The 16044-nt window shown below is 38.4% G+C and carries 15 protein-coding genes and 2 tRNA genes; 9 read left to right on the forward strand and 8 right to left on the reverse strand.

Annotated features, from left to right (window positions below):
* Positions 1-182 precede the first annotated feature (182 nt).
* Positions 183-887, reverse strand: coding sequence for a hypothetical protein (locus SK086_RS01410; protein WP_324689249.1), 705 nt, complete (start codon positions 885-887; stop codon positions 183-185).
* Positions 888-1004: 117 nt separating this feature from the next.
* On the opposite strand from SK086_RS01410, the gene SK086_RS01415 reads away from it, so the two are divergent.
* Entirely contained in the window at positions 1005-1199 is a 195-nt protein-coding gene (locus SK086_RS01415) for a helix-turn-helix domain-containing protein (RefSeq protein WP_324689252.1), read from the forward strand.
* A gap of 226 nt (positions 1200-1425) precedes the next feature.
* Here the strand turns inward: SK086_RS01415 and SK086_RS01420 are convergent, their stop codons facing one another.
* The 6 genes from SK086_RS01420 to SK086_RS01445 form a co-directional block, all read right to left on the reverse strand.
* The gene (locus tag SK086_RS01420) at positions 1426-2418 is read right to left on the reverse strand and encodes a DUF3871 family protein (RefSeq protein WP_324689254.1); all 993 of its coding nucleotides are present in this window, start codon (positions 2416-2418) and stop codon (positions 1426-1428) included.
* Positions 2419-2455: 37 nt separating this feature from the next.
* Positions 2456-2911: a JAB domain-containing protein gene (locus SK086_RS01425; RefSeq protein WP_324689256.1), complete on the reverse strand. Its 456-nt coding sequence runs from the start codon at positions 2909-2911 to the stop codon at positions 2456-2458.
* Entirely contained in the window at positions 2904-3773 is an 870-nt protein-coding gene (locus SK086_RS01430) for an AAA family ATPase (protein ID WP_324689258.1), read from the reverse strand. The genes SK086_RS01425 and SK086_RS01430 overlap by 8 nt, the downstream gene beginning before the upstream one ends.
* 293 nt (positions 3774-4066) lie before the next feature.
* Positions 4067-4140: transfer RNA gene (locus tag SK086_RS01435), tRNA-Asn, on the reverse strand.
* An 83-nt stretch (positions 4141-4223) separates the two neighbouring features.
* Positions 4224-5570: an RIP metalloprotease RseP gene (gene rseP / locus SK086_RS01440; RefSeq protein WP_324689260.1), complete on the reverse strand. Its 1347-nt coding sequence runs from the start codon at positions 5568-5570 to the stop codon at positions 4224-4226.
* Between the two features lie 77 nt (positions 5571-5647).
* Positions 5648-7567, reverse strand: a complete 1920-nt coding sequence (locus SK086_RS01445; protein WP_324689262.1) for a M1 family aminopeptidase — start codon at positions 7565-7567, stop codon at positions 5648-5650.
* A gap of 180 nt (positions 7568-7747) precedes the next feature.
* Here SK086_RS01445 and serS point away from each other — a divergent pair, with 180 nt between their 5' ends.
* From serS to mgtE, 6 genes are all read left to right on the forward strand, one after another.
* Positions 7748-9019 carry a serine--tRNA ligase gene (gene serS / locus SK086_RS01450; RefSeq protein WP_324689264.1) on the forward strand — a complete coding sequence of 424 codons (1272 nt, stop codon included), beginning with the start codon at positions 7748-7750 and terminating at the stop codon, positions 9017-9019.
* A gap of 79 nt (positions 9020-9098) precedes the next feature.
* The gene (locus tag SK086_RS01455) at positions 9099-10877 is read left to right on the forward strand and encodes a tetratricopeptide repeat protein (protein WP_324689266.1); all 1779 of its coding nucleotides are present in this window, start codon (positions 9099-9101) and stop codon (positions 10875-10877) included.
* A gap of 55 nt (positions 10878-10932) precedes the next feature.
* Positions 10933-11244 carry a DUF4286 family protein gene (locus SK086_RS01460; RefSeq protein WP_324689268.1) on the forward strand — a complete coding sequence of 104 codons (312 nt, stop codon included), beginning with the start codon at positions 10933-10935 and terminating at the stop codon, positions 11242-11244.
* Between the two features lie 54 nt (positions 11245-11298).
* Positions 11299-11601, forward strand: coding sequence for a GIY-YIG nuclease family protein (locus SK086_RS01465; protein ID WP_324689270.1), 303 nt, complete (start codon positions 11299-11301; stop codon positions 11599-11601).
* Between the two features lie 41 nt (positions 11602-11642).
* Positions 11643-12422, forward strand: a complete 780-nt coding sequence (gene rsmA, locus SK086_RS01470; protein WP_324690433.1) for a 16S rRNA (adenine(1518)-N(6)/adenine(1519)-N(6))-dimethyltransferase RsmA — start codon at positions 11643-11645, stop codon at positions 12420-12422.
* Positions 12412-13764, forward strand: a complete 1353-nt coding sequence (mgtE, locus tag SK086_RS01475; RefSeq protein WP_290873328.1) for a magnesium transporter — start codon at positions 12412-12414, stop codon at positions 13762-13764. Before rsmA ends, mgtE begins: the two co-directional genes overlap by 11 nt.
* A 38-nt stretch (positions 13765-13802) precedes the next feature.
* On the opposite strand, the gene SK086_RS01480 is transcribed toward mgtE, so the two are convergent.
* A tRNA-Leu gene (locus tag SK086_RS01480) sits at positions 13803-13882 on the reverse strand.
* Between the two features lie 306 nt (positions 13883-14188).
* On the opposite strand from SK086_RS01480, the gene SK086_RS01485 reads away from it, so the two are divergent.
* Together SK086_RS01485 and SK086_RS01490 are read left to right on the forward strand one after the other, a co-directional pair.
* Complete coding sequence (locus SK086_RS01485) at positions 14189-15130, forward strand: ribose-phosphate pyrophosphokinase (protein ID WP_290873332.1); 942 nt, start codon at positions 14189-14191, stop codon at positions 15128-15130.
* A gap of 31 nt (positions 15131-15161) precedes the next feature.
* Positions 15162-15770, forward strand: a complete 609-nt coding sequence (locus SK086_RS01490) for a 50S ribosomal protein L25/general stress protein Ctc (protein WP_324689275.1) — start codon at positions 15162-15164, stop codon at positions 15768-15770.
* Positions 15771-16044 lie beyond the last annotated feature (274 nt).

Below are 16044 nucleotides of genomic sequence, written 5' to 3' on the forward strand. Positions count from 1 at the left end.
TACAATGCCAGCGAACTGAGTACTTTCTGCTAAAATAAAATATTTTCGTCAAGAAAGCAGAATAACATAAGAAAAACCAACCATAACTGATAGCTTCGGCTATTAGCTTATACTATTTAAAACAAAATAATTAATCTCTCCATTTCAAATGAAAAAACTTGTAACAGAGAAAAATATCAGAGTCAGTTTATTCTAATAGCTTTAAAATCAATACTCAACTGCATCGGTATATTAAAATTTGCCGGAACAACTACACTATTAAAAGGTGTTGAATAATATACGGTACCACTAAAATTACCTTTGAATGTGTCTCCATAATTAATTGAATTACCATTTTGAGGATTTATATTTGTCGTTGGAGAGGTACCTAAATCTGTAATATTTATTGTTACTTTATTCTTAAAATCTTCCATGTATGGGTATTGACAACTACCTGCATTAGAAAAACAATATAAACCGCTGTTTTCAACAAATATACCCCCTGTGTTGTTTGTTGAATCAAAACTATCAAGCACCGGAGATGTTAAAATTGATACTGTTGCTTCATTTTGTCCCAATTGACAATTAGGAATAATAATATTAACAGTTAGTGTCTGACCAGATATAAAGTTACTTTTTGTAATGTCTGCAATGATGAACTGTAAATTAGTTGTAGTGCCTATAGTTGCATAACATCTATTTGGATTAATCCCGAAAAGATTTGAGCCGTACTCATCAATAAAATCACTAGTGTTTCCTTTTACTTTGTGTACAACACCATTAATCTTGATTGTAAATTCATAATCAACATTGTTACCATTATTATTGTTATTATTTCCACTATCTGAGTCACTGCTGCACCCTAATAACACAACTATCAGAAATGCGAATGCAAGTATTTTTTTCATATTGTAACTATTTATTTAACAAATATATAAAATTAGACACATTTATGTGTCTATTAAGAATTCCAAATGTAATGACCTTTGAATATGACTATTTCAGAGGATACTTTTTTGAAAAACATGGGAATTCGCATCAGGCAACTAAGAGAAAAAAAGGAATTCTCTCAAGAGTATCTTGCCAATATTTGTGACATTCCTAAAAATCAAATAGGTAGGATTGAAAGGGCTGAGATTAATACTACAATAAAAACAATTGTAAAAATAGCAAATGCCCTTGAAATTGAGCCAAAAGAGCTATTTAATTTTAAAAGCTGAAAATTACCAACCAAATTCCTATCAAAAATAAGGTTACTTTAAAGCCGATAGCCATTATATCTAAGATAGAAACCTTACTAGTATCTCCCTTAATCCATAAAACAACAATTATATACCCTATTAATAAGCTAATCAGGGGTGTAAATATTATAAGTTTAAACAGCATAATTTAAATTTTTAAGAGTTAAAAAAAGGGGCTGTATGTGATTACAACCCCTTTTAAAATTTATTGAAGAAACCATGAATACCTTGAATCACTGTTCTTCAGTGCATCAAGAATACCCTCTGTGAAATGGAATGCATTCACTCCCCTGTCAAGAAACGTATCTAGATAGGAAGATTTATTACTTCCGGTTAATAGATTGTAAAAATTCCAGAGGTTAATATTTCCAAATTCATCTTTACAAAAGCTATCATCATTGTAAAAATCTTTTGCAACGGTTGTTAGATGTCCGTCTGTTAATAACAGTTCCGGCAAAATGCTCTTCTCTGACTTAGGCAAGAAATTGTAAAGTCTTCCTTTGCCAATAATTTGAGCAAATTGACTCTCAGTCAAGGAATATTTGGCAAGTTGTATCATCGCATTTAGATGACTTTGCAGACAATATGAAGAAAATAACTCCCTCATTTTATCTTCTAAATCAATAATTGACATTGCTTTAACTTCACTCTTAAAGCCGTCAGTTGATACACATAAATTACAACAGACCATATTCTGAAATCCTATGAATATTTTGAACTTTTCTGAAGTCTTCTTATTGTATAAGTTTTCAGTGTTTAAAGCTCTTACACCTCCTACTGTTAAAGATAACCTGTTGCCGTTTATATCCTCAGAAATTGAAGGAATTCTGATTATAAATGCCATTCTCTCATAGTAAGTGGTTTTTTGCTCATCTTTTAAATCTTTTACAGGAAGATGTATAGCATCCGGAGTTCTACCTTTAATCTGATGAGAAACTCTAATCTCAGGAGCCTCAATCACTTCATTAGGATAAATACTTTTAACAACGTTGAATGCAGAATCTATAAATTCTTGATGAGAAAGAGTAGTTTCATTATCCTTAGTGAAAACCGGTATAATACACTTATTTTTCAAAAAGGAAAGGCTAATCTCTTCTGAATTTGCTTCAACAAATGGTCTTTTAGGAGACACTTTTCTGTCATCTGACAATGATTGAGTAAAAGGCACAAAGTCTGTACCAGGTAAATTAAAATTCATGGCTAAATAATTTAAAGATTAATAAAATTTGGAAGTTTTAGAAAATACCGTCCTCTTTTAAGGAAAGGTATTCATCAAAAGGTGAGATAATAATATGGTCAATCAGAATGATATCAATTAACGCAAGAGCTTGTTTAAGCCTCCTAGTTAGTAATATGTCACTTTCAGAAGCTTTCATTTTTCCTGAAGGATGATTGTGGCTAATAATTATACCTGTAGCCATAAGTTTTAGGGCTGATGCAATAATTAATCTTAAATCAACCGTTGTACTATTGAGGGAACCGGTAAACAAATTACAACAGCCTATCACGATATTTGAGTTGTTCAAGAAAACTACAACAAACTGCTCTTGAATTCCAAGTCTATCAGTATCATAAATCATCTTCAGAACTTGAAAAGCATCTTTAGTACTGTGTAACTGTGGTCTGTCCTTGATATTAGAACAGTACTTATAACCAATGGTAAACTCACCCAGATTTGATAAATTATTCATGGTTTCTATGCGTGAAATTATCAAATCCATTTTGAGGCACAACAACACTTCTTAGTATAGCCGCTTTACTATTTAGCTCAGCATCATACTTCCTAACTTCAGGGTTAGTCTTATACAAATGTGTTAGCTCTTCGAGGGTCTTACAAGAGTTAATTAAAGTCACAGGATCAATAGAATTAGTCAATCCTATTGAACCGCACCATTCTGAAATTTTAGTCCCTGTAGTGACATCAATTTTAAAAGGAATTCTTGAGCTAAACAGTTGAGTTCTGTCTTTAGAACAATTGGCATTGTTGTAAATGTCTAATTCAAAAACAATAGTAAAGTCATATTCTAAACCATCCCTTTGAACTCCTTTCATTCCAACTTTCTCAGGTACACTTTTACCGTTCTTTTCAGTGATTACATAATCCTGTTTGCTTCTTACCGTTGCAATAACATGACAACTAGAAGAAAGTATTTTTTGGACTAGAGCATTATGCCGTGGTGTAATCTTACTCCAATTGGTAAAACTGTTGCCAGCCATTTGAGAATGAATGTCTAATATTCCTCCATCAGCTTCCCACTCATGAGAAATACTGTCTATAATTATGACTTCCATCCCTGCTTTCTCACAAGTTGAAATAGCCTCTATGTATCTCTCCGGTGTATACGGAGCAGTTAAATTAAGCACAAAATACTCCCCAAGATGAGAATACAAATCAGCGGATTGATGCTCTGTATCTATTACAGCAATCTTTTTCCAGTCTTTACAAAGACCATAACCTAACAATAGTGAAGAATAGGTTTTACCACTTCCACTACATCCTTGTACAGCAATTCTAATTTTTGCTGAACTTCTGCTTGACTTTCTTAATTCCATAAATTAAAAATTAAAAGTTAATATTAATTTGATGGGGGTAGCGCAGATTGATTCCGGGAGGAGGGGTATGTTGTACCGGGGGGTACTTGCATGCGGGAACACGCTATTTTTTATACATAGCCATATAGTATTTTTTCAAAAAAAATTTTAACTCAAAAAAATGATGTTGAAAATATTAAAGAGGCGGAGTAACACGTTGCTTTTTTACAAACACGTCGAAGTTTGTATGCAAATTGTATGCAAATAAAAAAGGGGCTCAAAACTTTAAGTCTTGAAACCCCTTTATTTGCTAGCTCCCCCTCTTGGGCTCGAACCAAGGACCCTCTGATTAACAGTCAGATGCTCTAACCAACTGAGCTAAGGAGGAAGATGTTATATCTTTTAAGCGGTTGCAAAGATAGAACGAATTTTATTTTTTGCAAATAAAAATGAATAAAATTTCAAAAAAAATTACTTGCCAACTATCGCTTTGTAAATGTCGTTTCCGTTGGCAAACAACAATAATGAAATAAGTAATACAAAGCCAACCAATTGCGCTTTTTCCATGAACTTATCACTTGGTTTTTTGCCCGAGATCATTTCGTATAACAAGAACATCACATGACCTCCATCTAAGGCCGGAATCGGTAATAAATTCATTACTCCCAACATGATTGACAACAAAGCGGTGATGCTCCAAAACACTTCCCAACTCCAACTGTCCGGAAATACATTGTAGATGGCATGGAATCCGCCAACTCCTTTATAAGCTCCGGTACTTGGATTGAAAATCAGTTTTAACTGTTTCCAGTAATTTTCCAATTGTGTAAATCCTTTCTCAATTCCGATCGGAATAGACTCAAAGAAACCGAATGTTTCAGTGTTAAATTTGTAATAACCTAACTTCTCTAAATTGGCTTCGGTAACTTCAGCCGGACCAATACCCAACTTACCTTCTTGGTTTACCGATAAAGTTACCGGAGTTTCTTTACCATCACGCAAGACAACAGCAGCAACCTGCTTGCCTTTATGAGCGGCAAAAATAGCTTTTGATTGGTCAAAATATCTTAACGCTTGCCCGTTAACCGAAACAAAAATATCTTTAGGCTTTAATTGTTCTTTGTTAGGTGAATTATCGGCAAATCCGCCCACTACGAAAGGCATTCTCAAGCTAATCAACGACTTTTTATCTTGATCGATAAACTTCCCGATAAAATTGTTAGGCAGATTTACAGTTGTTTCTTGACCATTGCGATTCACTATTACGGTTTTGGCCATCAAAACATCCATATTCACAGACGGTTCAAACTTTTCGATGGGCTTGCCATCAATAGCCACTAACTTATCTCCGGTTTTAATACCCGCTTTTTCCAACTCTGTATTGTGTACCCAAACACCATCTTTTATGTTAGCGTTTTCGATGTATTTTTCGCCATAAAAGAATGTCATCCCAATGTAAATAATGAACGCCAAAATGAAATTTACCGTCACTCCACCCAACATAATGATTAAGCGTTGCCAGGCTGGTTTAGAACGGAATTCCCAAGGTTGCGGCTCTTGCGCCAATTGCTCAGTATCCATACTTTCATCTATCATACCCGAGATTTTAACATAACCTCCTAAAGGCAACCAACCGATACCGTATTCGGTTTCACCTATTTTCTTTTTGAGCAGTGAATATTTAATATCGAAAAATAAATAGAACTTTTCGACTCTGGTTTTGAATAATTTGGCCGGAATAAAGTGCCCTAATTCGTGAAGGATGATAAGTATTGATAAGCTCAGTAAAAACTGAGAGAGCTTGATTGCAATTTCCATGTGTTAAACTGTCATTTCTTTTAAACGCACAAAAGTAAGGTTTTCACCTTACTCCTGCATATATTATTTGTGTTTGGTTATTCTTTTATGAATTTTTTATGAATAGTCCCTTCAGCCGTCTGTATTTCAACATAATGAACTCCGGTTGAAAGACTGCTTATGTTTATATCCAAACGATTGGTACTAAGTATTTTTTGCCCTAAACTATTGTAAATCATTACTTGTTCTATGGCCAAATCCGCAGGCATTTGAAAATGCAATTCGTCGCGACCCGGATTAGGATACAGTACTATGGCTTGTTCTAATGAGAACGTTTCATTGGCCAAAGTAGCATTGGAGTTCTTAGAAATGAGATGAACTTCGGGATCAAACTGAACTCCGGTTATGGTAAAAGGCACATTTTGAATAAATACCTGACCGTTAGTTGTATTGTTTAAAACCAAATTAGCGGTTTGCCCGCCTGTTCCGGTAATGCGAATCGGTACCGGCATCTCAAAAAAGCTAACCGAAGTATCCGATTGGGTTTGGTTGATTACAAATCGCGCTTGACCGGCGCCCCAATTTTGAGCCGTAATGGTATACGTTGGATACCCTTGATTGTATACCCAATCGTTAAAAAACTCGGTTAAACTCTGACCATAAACGGCTTCTAAATGTGCTTTTAAATCGGTAGTCACCGCGTAATCATAAGCCAAATTAGGATCGGCTAAATAATTGCGAAGGGCTTGAAAAAAAGCAGTATCTCCCATTTTAAATCGCAACATTTCCAACACCATCGCGCCTTTGTTATAGGTTAAACGACTGCTGAAAATTCTGCCTACATCAGTCAGTTGCACATCGGTTAAGTACAAATTCCCCGATGGACTGGAAGTAATAAAGTCAACCATACTCGCCTTTTGCGCAATGAATGCGTTCAAGCCGTCTAAGTTTTCAATTACTAATGCCGATAAATACGTCGCAAATCCTTCATTGAGCCAAATGTCTTTCCATGTACCGCAAGTAATTTTGTCGCCAAACCATTGGTGCGCCAATTCGTGAGCAATCAAGCCTCGTCCAAAACTTCCCATGAATGAAACCGTAGTGTGTTCCATACCGCCTCCCCAACCAAATTGGGCATGACCGTACTTTTCATTTCGAAACGGATACGGTTCAAATAAGGTTTCGAACAAATTCATGATGGGTAAGGTCTGCGCCACAGCAGTCACGGCCGATGTGTAATTTTCCGGGTAGATATAGTTCACAATCGGAAAGGTATTCGGCGCAGTCCCCGCGGTTTGGGTGTATACTTGGTAATTGGTTACCGCAAAGGCAATCAGATAAGCCGGAATCGGATAACTGTGATGAAAATGAGTTGTCTTGGTGCCGTTGCCATTATCCACTTGGCTTTGTTCCATTCCGTTTGCCACGCTTACATACTGACTCGGCGCTGTAACAAAGACATCTATATTGTTGATTTTATCACTTAAATCCTGTTTGCAAGGCCACCAATCTCTGGCGCCGTAAGGTTCTGATAACGTCCACATTCCTGCTGCTCCCGAATGCACATTAACCGCAAACGCTTCAAACGCATTTTGTGGCGGCGCTCCGGAATACATCATTTCTAGGGTAGCTGAATTTCCGGTAGTCAAGGTACTTGGTAGGGTAATAACCAACTCGTTGTTCCCGTTTTGCACAAAACTCAAGTTGGTTGTTCCCTGCTTTACGGTGGTAACATTTAATTCATTGGCCAAATCAAAAGTCACCGAATTCATATCAGCCAAAGCTGTAAAAGTGGTGGTTACTTTTCCGGTAATGAAATAAATAGCCGGATCTACTGTGAGTTCCAACTTATGATAGGTCACATCATAATTGAGTGTATTGGCGTTGGCCTGAAAATTTAGGGTACGCGAAGCCGATTTCCCTTCTATTTCAGCAATCGTATGGGTTTCTAAAACATCGCTTTGAGCAAAAACCGAAGAAATTGTAAAAAAAACCATTAAAAAGTATCTATTTTTCATAGCAAACCGTTGAATTTCTGCGAATATAACAATAATTACAGAAAGCCGAAGTGCCTTTCACCATAAAAACAGCTTGCTAATCAACGGTATCTTATCGGGGTAGGGACTGAAGTTTTTGAGCATCCCAAAGGTTTTATCAAACATTTCATTAAATTTGCGAGCGTAATAAAGAAAACCGTCATGTTACAAATCAGTTACATCAGAGAAAATAAGGAAAAAGTGCTGGCCGCTTTAGCCAAAAGAAATATGGATGCTACCGCTATCGTGGAGGAAGCTATCCAGTTAGATGAAAATAGAAGAAGCACGCAAGTGGCACTCGACAATACCTTGGCGGAAGCCAACAAACTCTCCTCGGCCATTGGCGAAATGATGAAGAATGGAGAAAAAGCCAAAGCCGAAATTTTAAAACAAAAAACGAGTCAACTCAAGGAAACCAGCAAAGAATTGTCTGAGAAATTAGATACTTATGCCAACGAGTTGTTGCAAAAAATGTATTTGTTACCAAACACGCCTGCCGATTTGGTACCGCACGGAAAATCGGCTGATGACAATTTAAATGTGTTTCAGGAAGGTGAGATTCCGGTATTGCACGAAGGTGCTTTACCACACTGGGATTTGATTAAAAAATATGACATTATTGATTTCGAATTGGGCACCAAAATCACTGCTCCGGGATTTCCGGTCTACAAAGGAAAAGGTGCCAAACTACAACGCGCTTTGATTTCATATTTCTTGGATAAAAACACTGAAGCCGGTTACCAGGAATTCCAAGTGCCGCACATGGTGAATGAAGCTTCGGCTTACGGCACCGGACAATTGCCGGACAAAGAAGGCCAAATGTACCACGATGCCAAAGACGATTTGTACTTGATTCCAACCGCCGAAGTTCCGGTAACCAACATTTACCGCGATGTCATTCTACAAGAAAAAGACCTCCCAATCTTAGCCACCGGTTACACGCCATGTTTCCGTAGAGAAGCCGGTTCTTGGGGCGCGCATGTTCGCGGTTTAAACCGTTTACACCAATTTGACAAAGTAGAAATTGTTCGCATTGAACATCCTGATAAATCCTATGAAGCCTTATATGGCATGGTAGAACACGTAAAAACCCTATTGCAAGAATTAAAGTTACCGTATCGTATTTTGCGTTTGTGCGGTGGCGATATGGGATTTGCTTCGGCGATGACCTACGACTTTGAAGTGTTTTCTACTGCGCAAGACCGTTGGTTGGAAATTTCTTCGGTGTCGAATTTTGAAACCTACCAAGCCAATCGTTTGAAATTGCGTTTCAAAGGAAAAGACGGCAAGACCCAATTGGCACATACTTTAAACGGCAGTTCATTGGCTTTGCCGAGAGTACTTGCCGGCATCATAGAAAATTACCAAACTCCGGAAGGTATCGTTATTCCGGAAGTGTTAAGACCTTACACCGGTTTTGACATCATTAACTAATTGCGTTAAACTTACCTAAACAATGTACTAAACGAACACAAAAAGTGTTACTTTAGTACATTGTTGTTTTACTGAAGCCATGAAAAAATTACTCACTGTTTTGTTGTTTTTATTGTCGATTTGGGCTCAGGCTCAAAACGAACAATTGGCCAACAATTACTTTGACCGTGGCGAATTTGAAAAGGCATTGGTGAGTTATGAAGAACTGCTCAAAGGCCAACAAGGCAACACCAATTACTTTCAAAGAGTGGTGGAATGTTACCAACAATTACAACAGTACGACAAAGCCGAAAAAGCCATACAGGCGCGTTTAGACAAATACCGCCAAAACACGTTGTTGGTTGAATTAGGATACAACTACCAACTGCAAAAAAACCAAGAAAAAGCCAACAAATATTACGACCAAGCCATAGACAAAATCAAAAAAAATGCGCCCGAAGCTTATGGCATCGCCTATACTTTCGAACGAAAAGCTTTGTTTGATTATGCGCTTTTGGCTTATAAAACGGCTCTGGAAACGGATCCTAAATTAAGTTTCAATTTTCAAATGGCCATGATTTACGGCCAGAAAGGTGAACCCGATTTGATGATAGAAACCTATTTATTGGAAGCCTATCAAAATCCGCAAAACTTGCCCATCATTCAAAATCAGTTGTCGCGCTTTATGACTGAAGATGCCGATGCCAATTTTAACGACAGTTTAAAAAAAGCCTTATTGCTGCGTGCCCAAAAAACACAGGATGTATTTTGGAACGACTTTTTAAGCTGGTTTTTTGTCCAACAAAAAGAATACGGTAAAGCTTTTATCCAGCAAAAAGCCATTTACAAAAGGAATCCGGATTCGTTTAGCAATATTGTCAATTTGGCGCAAATGGCCATCAGCGATAATGATCAGGATTCTGCTTCGGAAATCTTGACTTTCGTTTTGGAAAACACTAACGATTTGGAATTGCTTATGCAAGCCCATTCTTATTTGTTGGAGATGAAAATCGAACGCGCTACAGCGAAAGATTATCCCGAAATCACCGCTACTTTAGATAGATTAATCAAAGAATTCGGCGTTAGTCCCTACACTTTGGAATTGCTCGAATTGGAAGCTGATTTTACCGCTTTCCACCTGAACAATCCCGAAAAAGCCAAAATGATTTTGAAAAACGCCATGGAAATGCCGGTGAACCGCTACCAAATGGCCGATTTGAAAATGCAAATGGCAGACATTCTTTTGTTTGAAGAAAAGTTCAACCAAGCTTTAATCTATTATTCGCAAGTCAGCGAAGACATGAGCGGCGATGTTACCGGGCAAGAAGCACAACTCAAAACGGCCAAAACCAGTTACTACAAAGGCGATTTCGAATGGGCTTCGCACCAACTCAAAGTACTAAAATCGGCTTCTACCCAACTGATTGCCAACGATGCCATGGATTTGTTCTTGCTTATCAGCGACAATACTGTGGAAGACTCAACTCAAGTGGCTTTGAAAAAATTGGCTCGTGCGGATTTTCTACTGTATCAAAATAAAAAACCGGAAGCCTTGGCGCAGTTCCAACTCATTTTAAAAGAGCACAAAGGCGAAACCATTGAACCGGTGACTTTACTTCGATTGGGGAAAACCTATGAAAAAATGGGCGATTACACCCAAGCTTTAGACTATTACGCCAACCTTTTAAACAACCATAAAGACTGTATTTACCGCGACGAAGCGCTGTACTATTCAGCCGAAATTTACAATGTGAATCTGAACGACGCCGAGAAAGCCAAACCGTTGTATGAGGAAATCATCTTCAAACACGAGGACAGCATTTACTTTGTCGACTCGAGGAACAAATACCGAAAACTGCGCGGTGATACCAATTTATAGTCAGCAACAATAACATTCAGAAATCAAAAATCGTTACTCAAAAATCTACAATCACATGATACTCTATAACGTTACTATCAATATACACGAAAGTGTGCACGACCAATGGATGCAGTGGATGCAAGAAAAACACATCAACGACGTCTTGGCTACCGGCAAATTTTCGGCTGCGCGTATGGTGAAAGTTTTGGTAGAAGAAGAAATGGGCGGCACTACCTATTCTATTCAATACACCACCGACAGTAAGGCTACTTTAGAACGCTACTATGAAGAAGATGCGCCGCGATTGCGCGAAGAAGGACTTCGTTTGTTTGGCGATAAAATGTTGGCGTTTCGTACGGAATTGGAATTGATAAGTGAACATTAACCCCGTTTTTGTCATTCCCGCGTAGGCGGGAATCTACAAATAAAAGCAGCTAGAATGCAGTCCTTTCGTCAATACTATGTTTATATTTTAGCCAACAAAAAGAATGGCACGTTATATATTGGCGTAACTAATAGTATTGAAAGAAGAATTGATGAACACAAAAAAAAGCTAAACCCAAACTGTTTTACAGCAAAATATGATGTAAAATTGTTGGTTTATTATGAAACATTCCAATATATAAACGATGCCATTGATAGAGAAAAACAACTCAAAAAATGGAATCGTCAATGGAAAATAAACTTGATTGAAGGAGAAAATAAAGATTGGAAAGATCTCTCTGAAAATTGGAATAATTAACAATGGATTCCCGCCTGCGCGGGAATGACAAAAGAGTATCCATGAGCCAAGTAAAAGCCAAAAAACACCTCGGGCAACATTTCCTAACGGATGAAAGAATTGCCAAAGACATAGCCGATACCTTAGGGTTGGAAGGTTACGATGACGTATTGGAAATCGGTCCGGGTATGGGCGTGCTGACTAAATATTTGTTAGAAAAACCCATTACCACTTACGTCATCGAAATCGACACAGAATCGGTGGATTACCTTAATGCACATTATCCTAAATTGCACGGGAAGATTATTTCTAAGGACTTTTTAAAATACAACATCAACGAAGTGTTTGAAGGCAAACCGTTTGCCATCACCGGTAACTTCCCGTACAATATTTCGTCGCAAATTGTCTTTAAATGTTTGGAATTACGCGACCAAGTACCAGAGTTTACCGGCATGTTTCAGAAGGAAGTCGCCGAACGCATTTGTGAAAAGAAAGGCAGTAAAACCTATGGCATCTTATCGGTTTTAGTGCAGGCTTTTTATGAAGCTGAATATTTATTTACAGTACACGAACATGTTTTCAATCCGCCGCCCAAAGTAAAATCGGGGGTTTTGCGTTTGCGACGGAAAGCTGATTTCACCTTGCCTTGCAGTGAAAAGTTGTTTTTCTCGGTAGTAAAAACCGGGTTCCAGCAACGTCGAAAAACATTAAGGAATAGCCTAAAATCCTTTAATTTGACGGATAATTTAAAAGAAGATAGTATCTTTGACCTCCGTCCGGAACAGCTCAGTGTTGAGCAATTTATCGAACTCACCCAAAAAATAGAAGCCAATGCAGTTTAAAATCAGCAAAGAACTTTTAGCACAAATTGAGCAACTCATCCATGCCAAGAATGACTCGGCATTGGAAGCCTTGCTGAATGACCTGCATCATGCTGATATTGCGGAGATTTTCGAAGAGTTGGAAATTGCAGAAGCGACTTATATTTTCAAAATTTTAGATAGCGAAATCACCGCGGAAATCTTACCGGAATTGGAAGATGATTTGCGCGAGAAAATCCTCCAAGGTTTATCGGCTAAAGAAATTGCCGAAGAGTTGGACGAGTTGGACACCGATGACGCTGCCGACATTATAGCCGAACTTTCCCAAAGCAAAAAAGAAGAAGTAATCTCGGAATTAGAAGACGTAGAACACGCCAAAGACATTGTTGATTTGTTGCGCTACGACGAAGATACTGCCGGAGGATTGATGGGAAAAGAGTTGGTGAAAGTCAACGAAAACTGGAACGTACTGACTTGCGTTAAAGAAATGCGCATCCAGGCGGAAAATGTAACCCGCGTTCACTCGATTTATGTGGTGGACGATGAAAACCGTTTGAAAGGCCGTTTGTCTTTAAAAGATTTGTTGACCACTTCGACTAAAACACCGATCAGTCAGGTGTATATTAAAAAAGTAGATTACGTTCGCGTTGACACGTCGAATACCGAAGTTGCCCGTATCATGCAGAAATACGACTTGGAAGCCATACCCGTAGTAGATGAAATGGGCCGATTGGTGGGTAGAATTACCATTGATGATATCGTAGACGTAATCAAAGAAGAAGCCGATAAAGATTACCAGTTGGCAGCAGGTATCTCACAAGACGTAGAGGCCGACGACAGCATACTTGACTTAACCCGCGCGCGTTTGCCATGGTTGGTTTTGGCGTTGTTTGGAGGATTTATCAGTGTGAGAGTATTGGGATTGTTTGAAGGCGCTATGGCCAACCATGGAAACCTATTCTTTTTCACGCCGTTGATTGCCGCGATGGCCGGAAATGTGGGCGTACAATCTTCCGCAATTATTGTACAAGGTTTAGCCAATCAATCTATCAGTGGTTCTTTATGGAATCGCTTAATTAAAGAAGTTTCCCTGAGTTTGCTCAACGGCATCATCTTGGCCTCTATATTGTTTGTTGGAAGTCATTTTTTATTGAATGTAGAAATCATTATTGGCGAAATTGTAACCATAGCATTGATTTCGGTAATCGTCATTGCCTCGCTTATTGGTACATTTATTCCTTTGTTACTCCACCGATTCAATATCGACCCTGCTTTAGCGACCGGACCATTCATTACCACCAGCAACGACATTTGCGGAATTTTGATTTACTTCTCTATAGCCAAAATGATCCTTGGATTTTAAAATAAAAAAACCTCTCAATATTGAGAGGTTTTCTTTTGTACCCGGAGTGGGAATCGAACCCACACTCCTAAGAACACGAGTTTGAGTCGTGCGCGTCTACCAATTCCGCCATCCGGGCATTTCCAAATTCGGATGAAATTTAGTTAATTTTTAAAAAAAATTAATTAAAGTTATGCCATCCGGGCAATTCCTAGTGGAACACTTTTGGTGTTTTGTGGGTGCAAATGTAAATAATTTTTTCTCATATCCTCAAAAAAATAGACAAAAAAATGCTTTCAGAGTCGGATTTAATTTCTAAATTTGCACCGCGTTACAGCAACACACAACTAACTAACTACATCCGAGGCGTTTATGCTTATCGGCTTTTGGGATCCCAAACAGCAAAAAAAAGCAGCAACCTGTCGGAACTAAACAACAAATTACAATGTCGCATTTAGAACCCGAAGCAAAGATATTTGCCTGTTCCCAAAGCGTCCATCTGGCCGAACAAATAGCTAAAAACTATGGTGTGCCGCTGGGTAAAGTTACGTTCTCAAAATATAGTGATGGCGAGTTTCAGCCTTCGTTTGAAGAATCCATAAGAGGATTACGCGTTTTTATTGTTTGTTCTACTTTTCCGAGTGCCGACAATTTAATGGAGCTGTTGTTGATGATTGATGCCGCTAAGCGTGCTTCAGCCCGACACATTACTCCGGTAATTCCTTACTTTGGATGGGCCAGACAAGACCGTAAAGACAAACCTCGTGTGCCGATTGGCGCCAAGTTAGTGGCCAAATTATTGGAAACTGCCGGTGCTACCCGAATCATGACGATGGATTTACACGCTGATCAAATCCAGGGTTTCTTTGAAAAACCGGTAGATCATTTGTTTGCGTCGACTATCTTTTTACCGTATGTAAAGAGTTTACAGTTGGACAACCTAACGATTGCTTCTCCAGACATGGGTGGTTCTAAAAGAGCCTATGCTTATTCTAAATTCTTAGAATCGGATGTGGTGATTTGTTACAAGCAACGCAAAGCCGCTAATGTAATTGACACTATGGAGTTGATTGGGGAAGTTAAAGGCCGAAATGTAATTTTGGTGGACGATATGATTGACACCGGAGGCACCTTAGCCAAAGCAGCCGATTTGATGATAGAAAAAGGCGCCTTGAGTGTGAGAGCGATTTGTACCCACGCGATTCTTTCGGGAGAAGCGTATGAAAAAATTGAGAACTCTAAGTTATCAGAATTAATAGTCACCGATTCTATTCCGTTAAAGAAAGATTCGAACAAAATAAAAGTGGTGAGTTGTGCACCGCTCTTCGCCGAAGTAATGCACATGGTGCAGCACAACAATTCCATCAGTGGAAAATTTTTAATGTAGAATTTTTATTTATTAACTATATATTTTTACAATGAAATCGATTACGATTAAAGGACAAGAAAGAGAAAGCGTAGGCAAAAAAGCAACAAAAGCCTTACGTGATGCTGGAATGGTCCCTTGCGTTATTTACGGAGGAGAACAACCAGTACATTTTGCAGCAGAAGAAAAAGCATTCAAAGGATTGGTTTACACTCCAAACGCTCACACTGTTGTAGTTGATTTGAACGGAAAAACGTCTAACGTTATTCTTCAAGACATTCAGTTTCACCCGGTAAGTGACAAAATTTTACACATTGACTTCTTCCAGTTGAACGAGAGCAAAGAAATCATTATGGAAGTTCCTGTGAAAATTACAGGTACCTCACCAGGTGTATTATTAGGAGGTGACTTGCGTTTGAACCAAAGAAGATTAAAAGTGAAAGCTTTACCTAAAAATCTTCCTGATTTTGTGGAGGCTAACATCTCTGAATTGCAAATGGGGAACAAATTGTACGTTACTAAATTGGTAACTAACAACTTCAAATTGATGCACCCGGACAACACTGTGGTTTGTCAAGTGAAGATTTCACGTGCCGCTATGAAAGCCGCTCAAGAAGCAGCCAAAGCAGCCAAAGCTCCGGCAAAAGGAAAGAAAAAATAATTCATTTCCAAGTTATATTAAAAGCCTCGTTGAAAAACGGGGCTTTTTTTATTTAGAAGCGACCCGAGCGACAGTGAATTGGCGAAGCGAATGGCTTGGGTATTCTTGCCCCGAAGCTTCGGGGCCGTATTCCCGCTTTACGCGTCTCGTCCCAAAAGACGAGACCGCTTCAATCGGGTCTAGATAATAAGCAAAAGGCACTTTATAAACATAGTGCCATAAAAAATTTGAAGCCTAATTGTATTAGCACGTTTATTTTCTTTGCCACTGACTA

The organism is Flavobacterium cheonhonense (assembly GCF_035671315.1).
GTDB classification, from domain to species: Bacteria; Bacteroidota; Bacteroidia; order Flavobacteriales; family Flavobacteriaceae; genus Flavobacterium; species Flavobacterium cheonhonense.

Coding starts and splice junctions, on each gene's coding strand:
- SK086_RS01430 (WP_324689258.1), bottom strand. CDS start 3,773: ATGGAATTAAGAAAGTCAAGCAGAAGTTCAGCAAAAATTAGAATTGCT.
- serS (WP_324689264.1), top strand. CDS start 7,748: ATGTTACAAATCAGTTACATCAGAGAAAATAAGGAAAAAGTGCTGGCC.
- SK086_RS01455 (WP_324689266.1), top strand. CDS start 9,099: ATGAAAAAATTACTCACTGTTTTGTTGTTTTTATTGTCGATTTGGGCT.
- SK086_RS01420 (WP_324689254.1), bottom strand. CDS start 2,418: ATGAATTTTAATTTACCTGGTACAGACTTTGTGCCTTTTACTCAATCA.
- SK086_RS01485 (WP_290873332.1), top strand. CDS start 14,189: ATGTCGCATTTAGAACCCGAAGCAAAGATATTTGCCTGTTCCCAAAGC.
- SK086_RS01460 (WP_324689268.1), top strand. CDS start 10,933: ATGATACTCTATAACGTTACTATCAATATACACGAAAGTGTGCACGAC.
- SK086_RS01445 (WP_324689262.1), bottom strand. CDS start 7,567: ATGAAAAATAGATACTTTTTAATGGTTTTTTTTACAATTTCTTCGGTT.
- SK086_RS01490 (WP_324689275.1), top strand. CDS start 15,162: ATGAAATCGATTACGATTAAAGGACAAGAAAGAGAAAGCGTAGGCAAA.
- SK086_RS01415 (WP_324689252.1), top strand. CDS start 1,005: ATGGGAATTCGCATCAGGCAACTAAGAGAAAAAAAGGAATTCTCTCAA.
- SK086_RS01465 (WP_324689270.1), top strand. CDS start 11,299: ATGCAGTCCTTTCGTCAATACTATGTTTATATTTTAGCCAACAAAAAG.
- SK086_RS01410 (WP_324689249.1), bottom strand. CDS start 887: ATGAAAAAAATACTTGCATTCGCATTTCTGATAGTTGTGTTATTAGGG.
- rsmA (WP_324690433.1), top strand. CDS start 11,643: ATGAGCCAAGTAAAAGCCAAAAAACACCTCGGGCAACATTTCCTAACG.
- SK086_RS01425 (WP_324689256.1), bottom strand. CDS start 2,911: ATGAATAATTTATCAAATCTGGGTGAGTTTACCATTGGTTATAAGTAC.
- mgtE (WP_290873328.1), top strand. CDS start 12,412: ATGCAGTTTAAAATCAGCAAAGAACTTTTAGCACAAATTGAGCAACTC.
- rseP (WP_324689260.1), bottom strand. CDS start 5,570: ATGGAAATTGCAATCAAGCTCTCTCAGTTTTTACTGAGCTTATCAATA.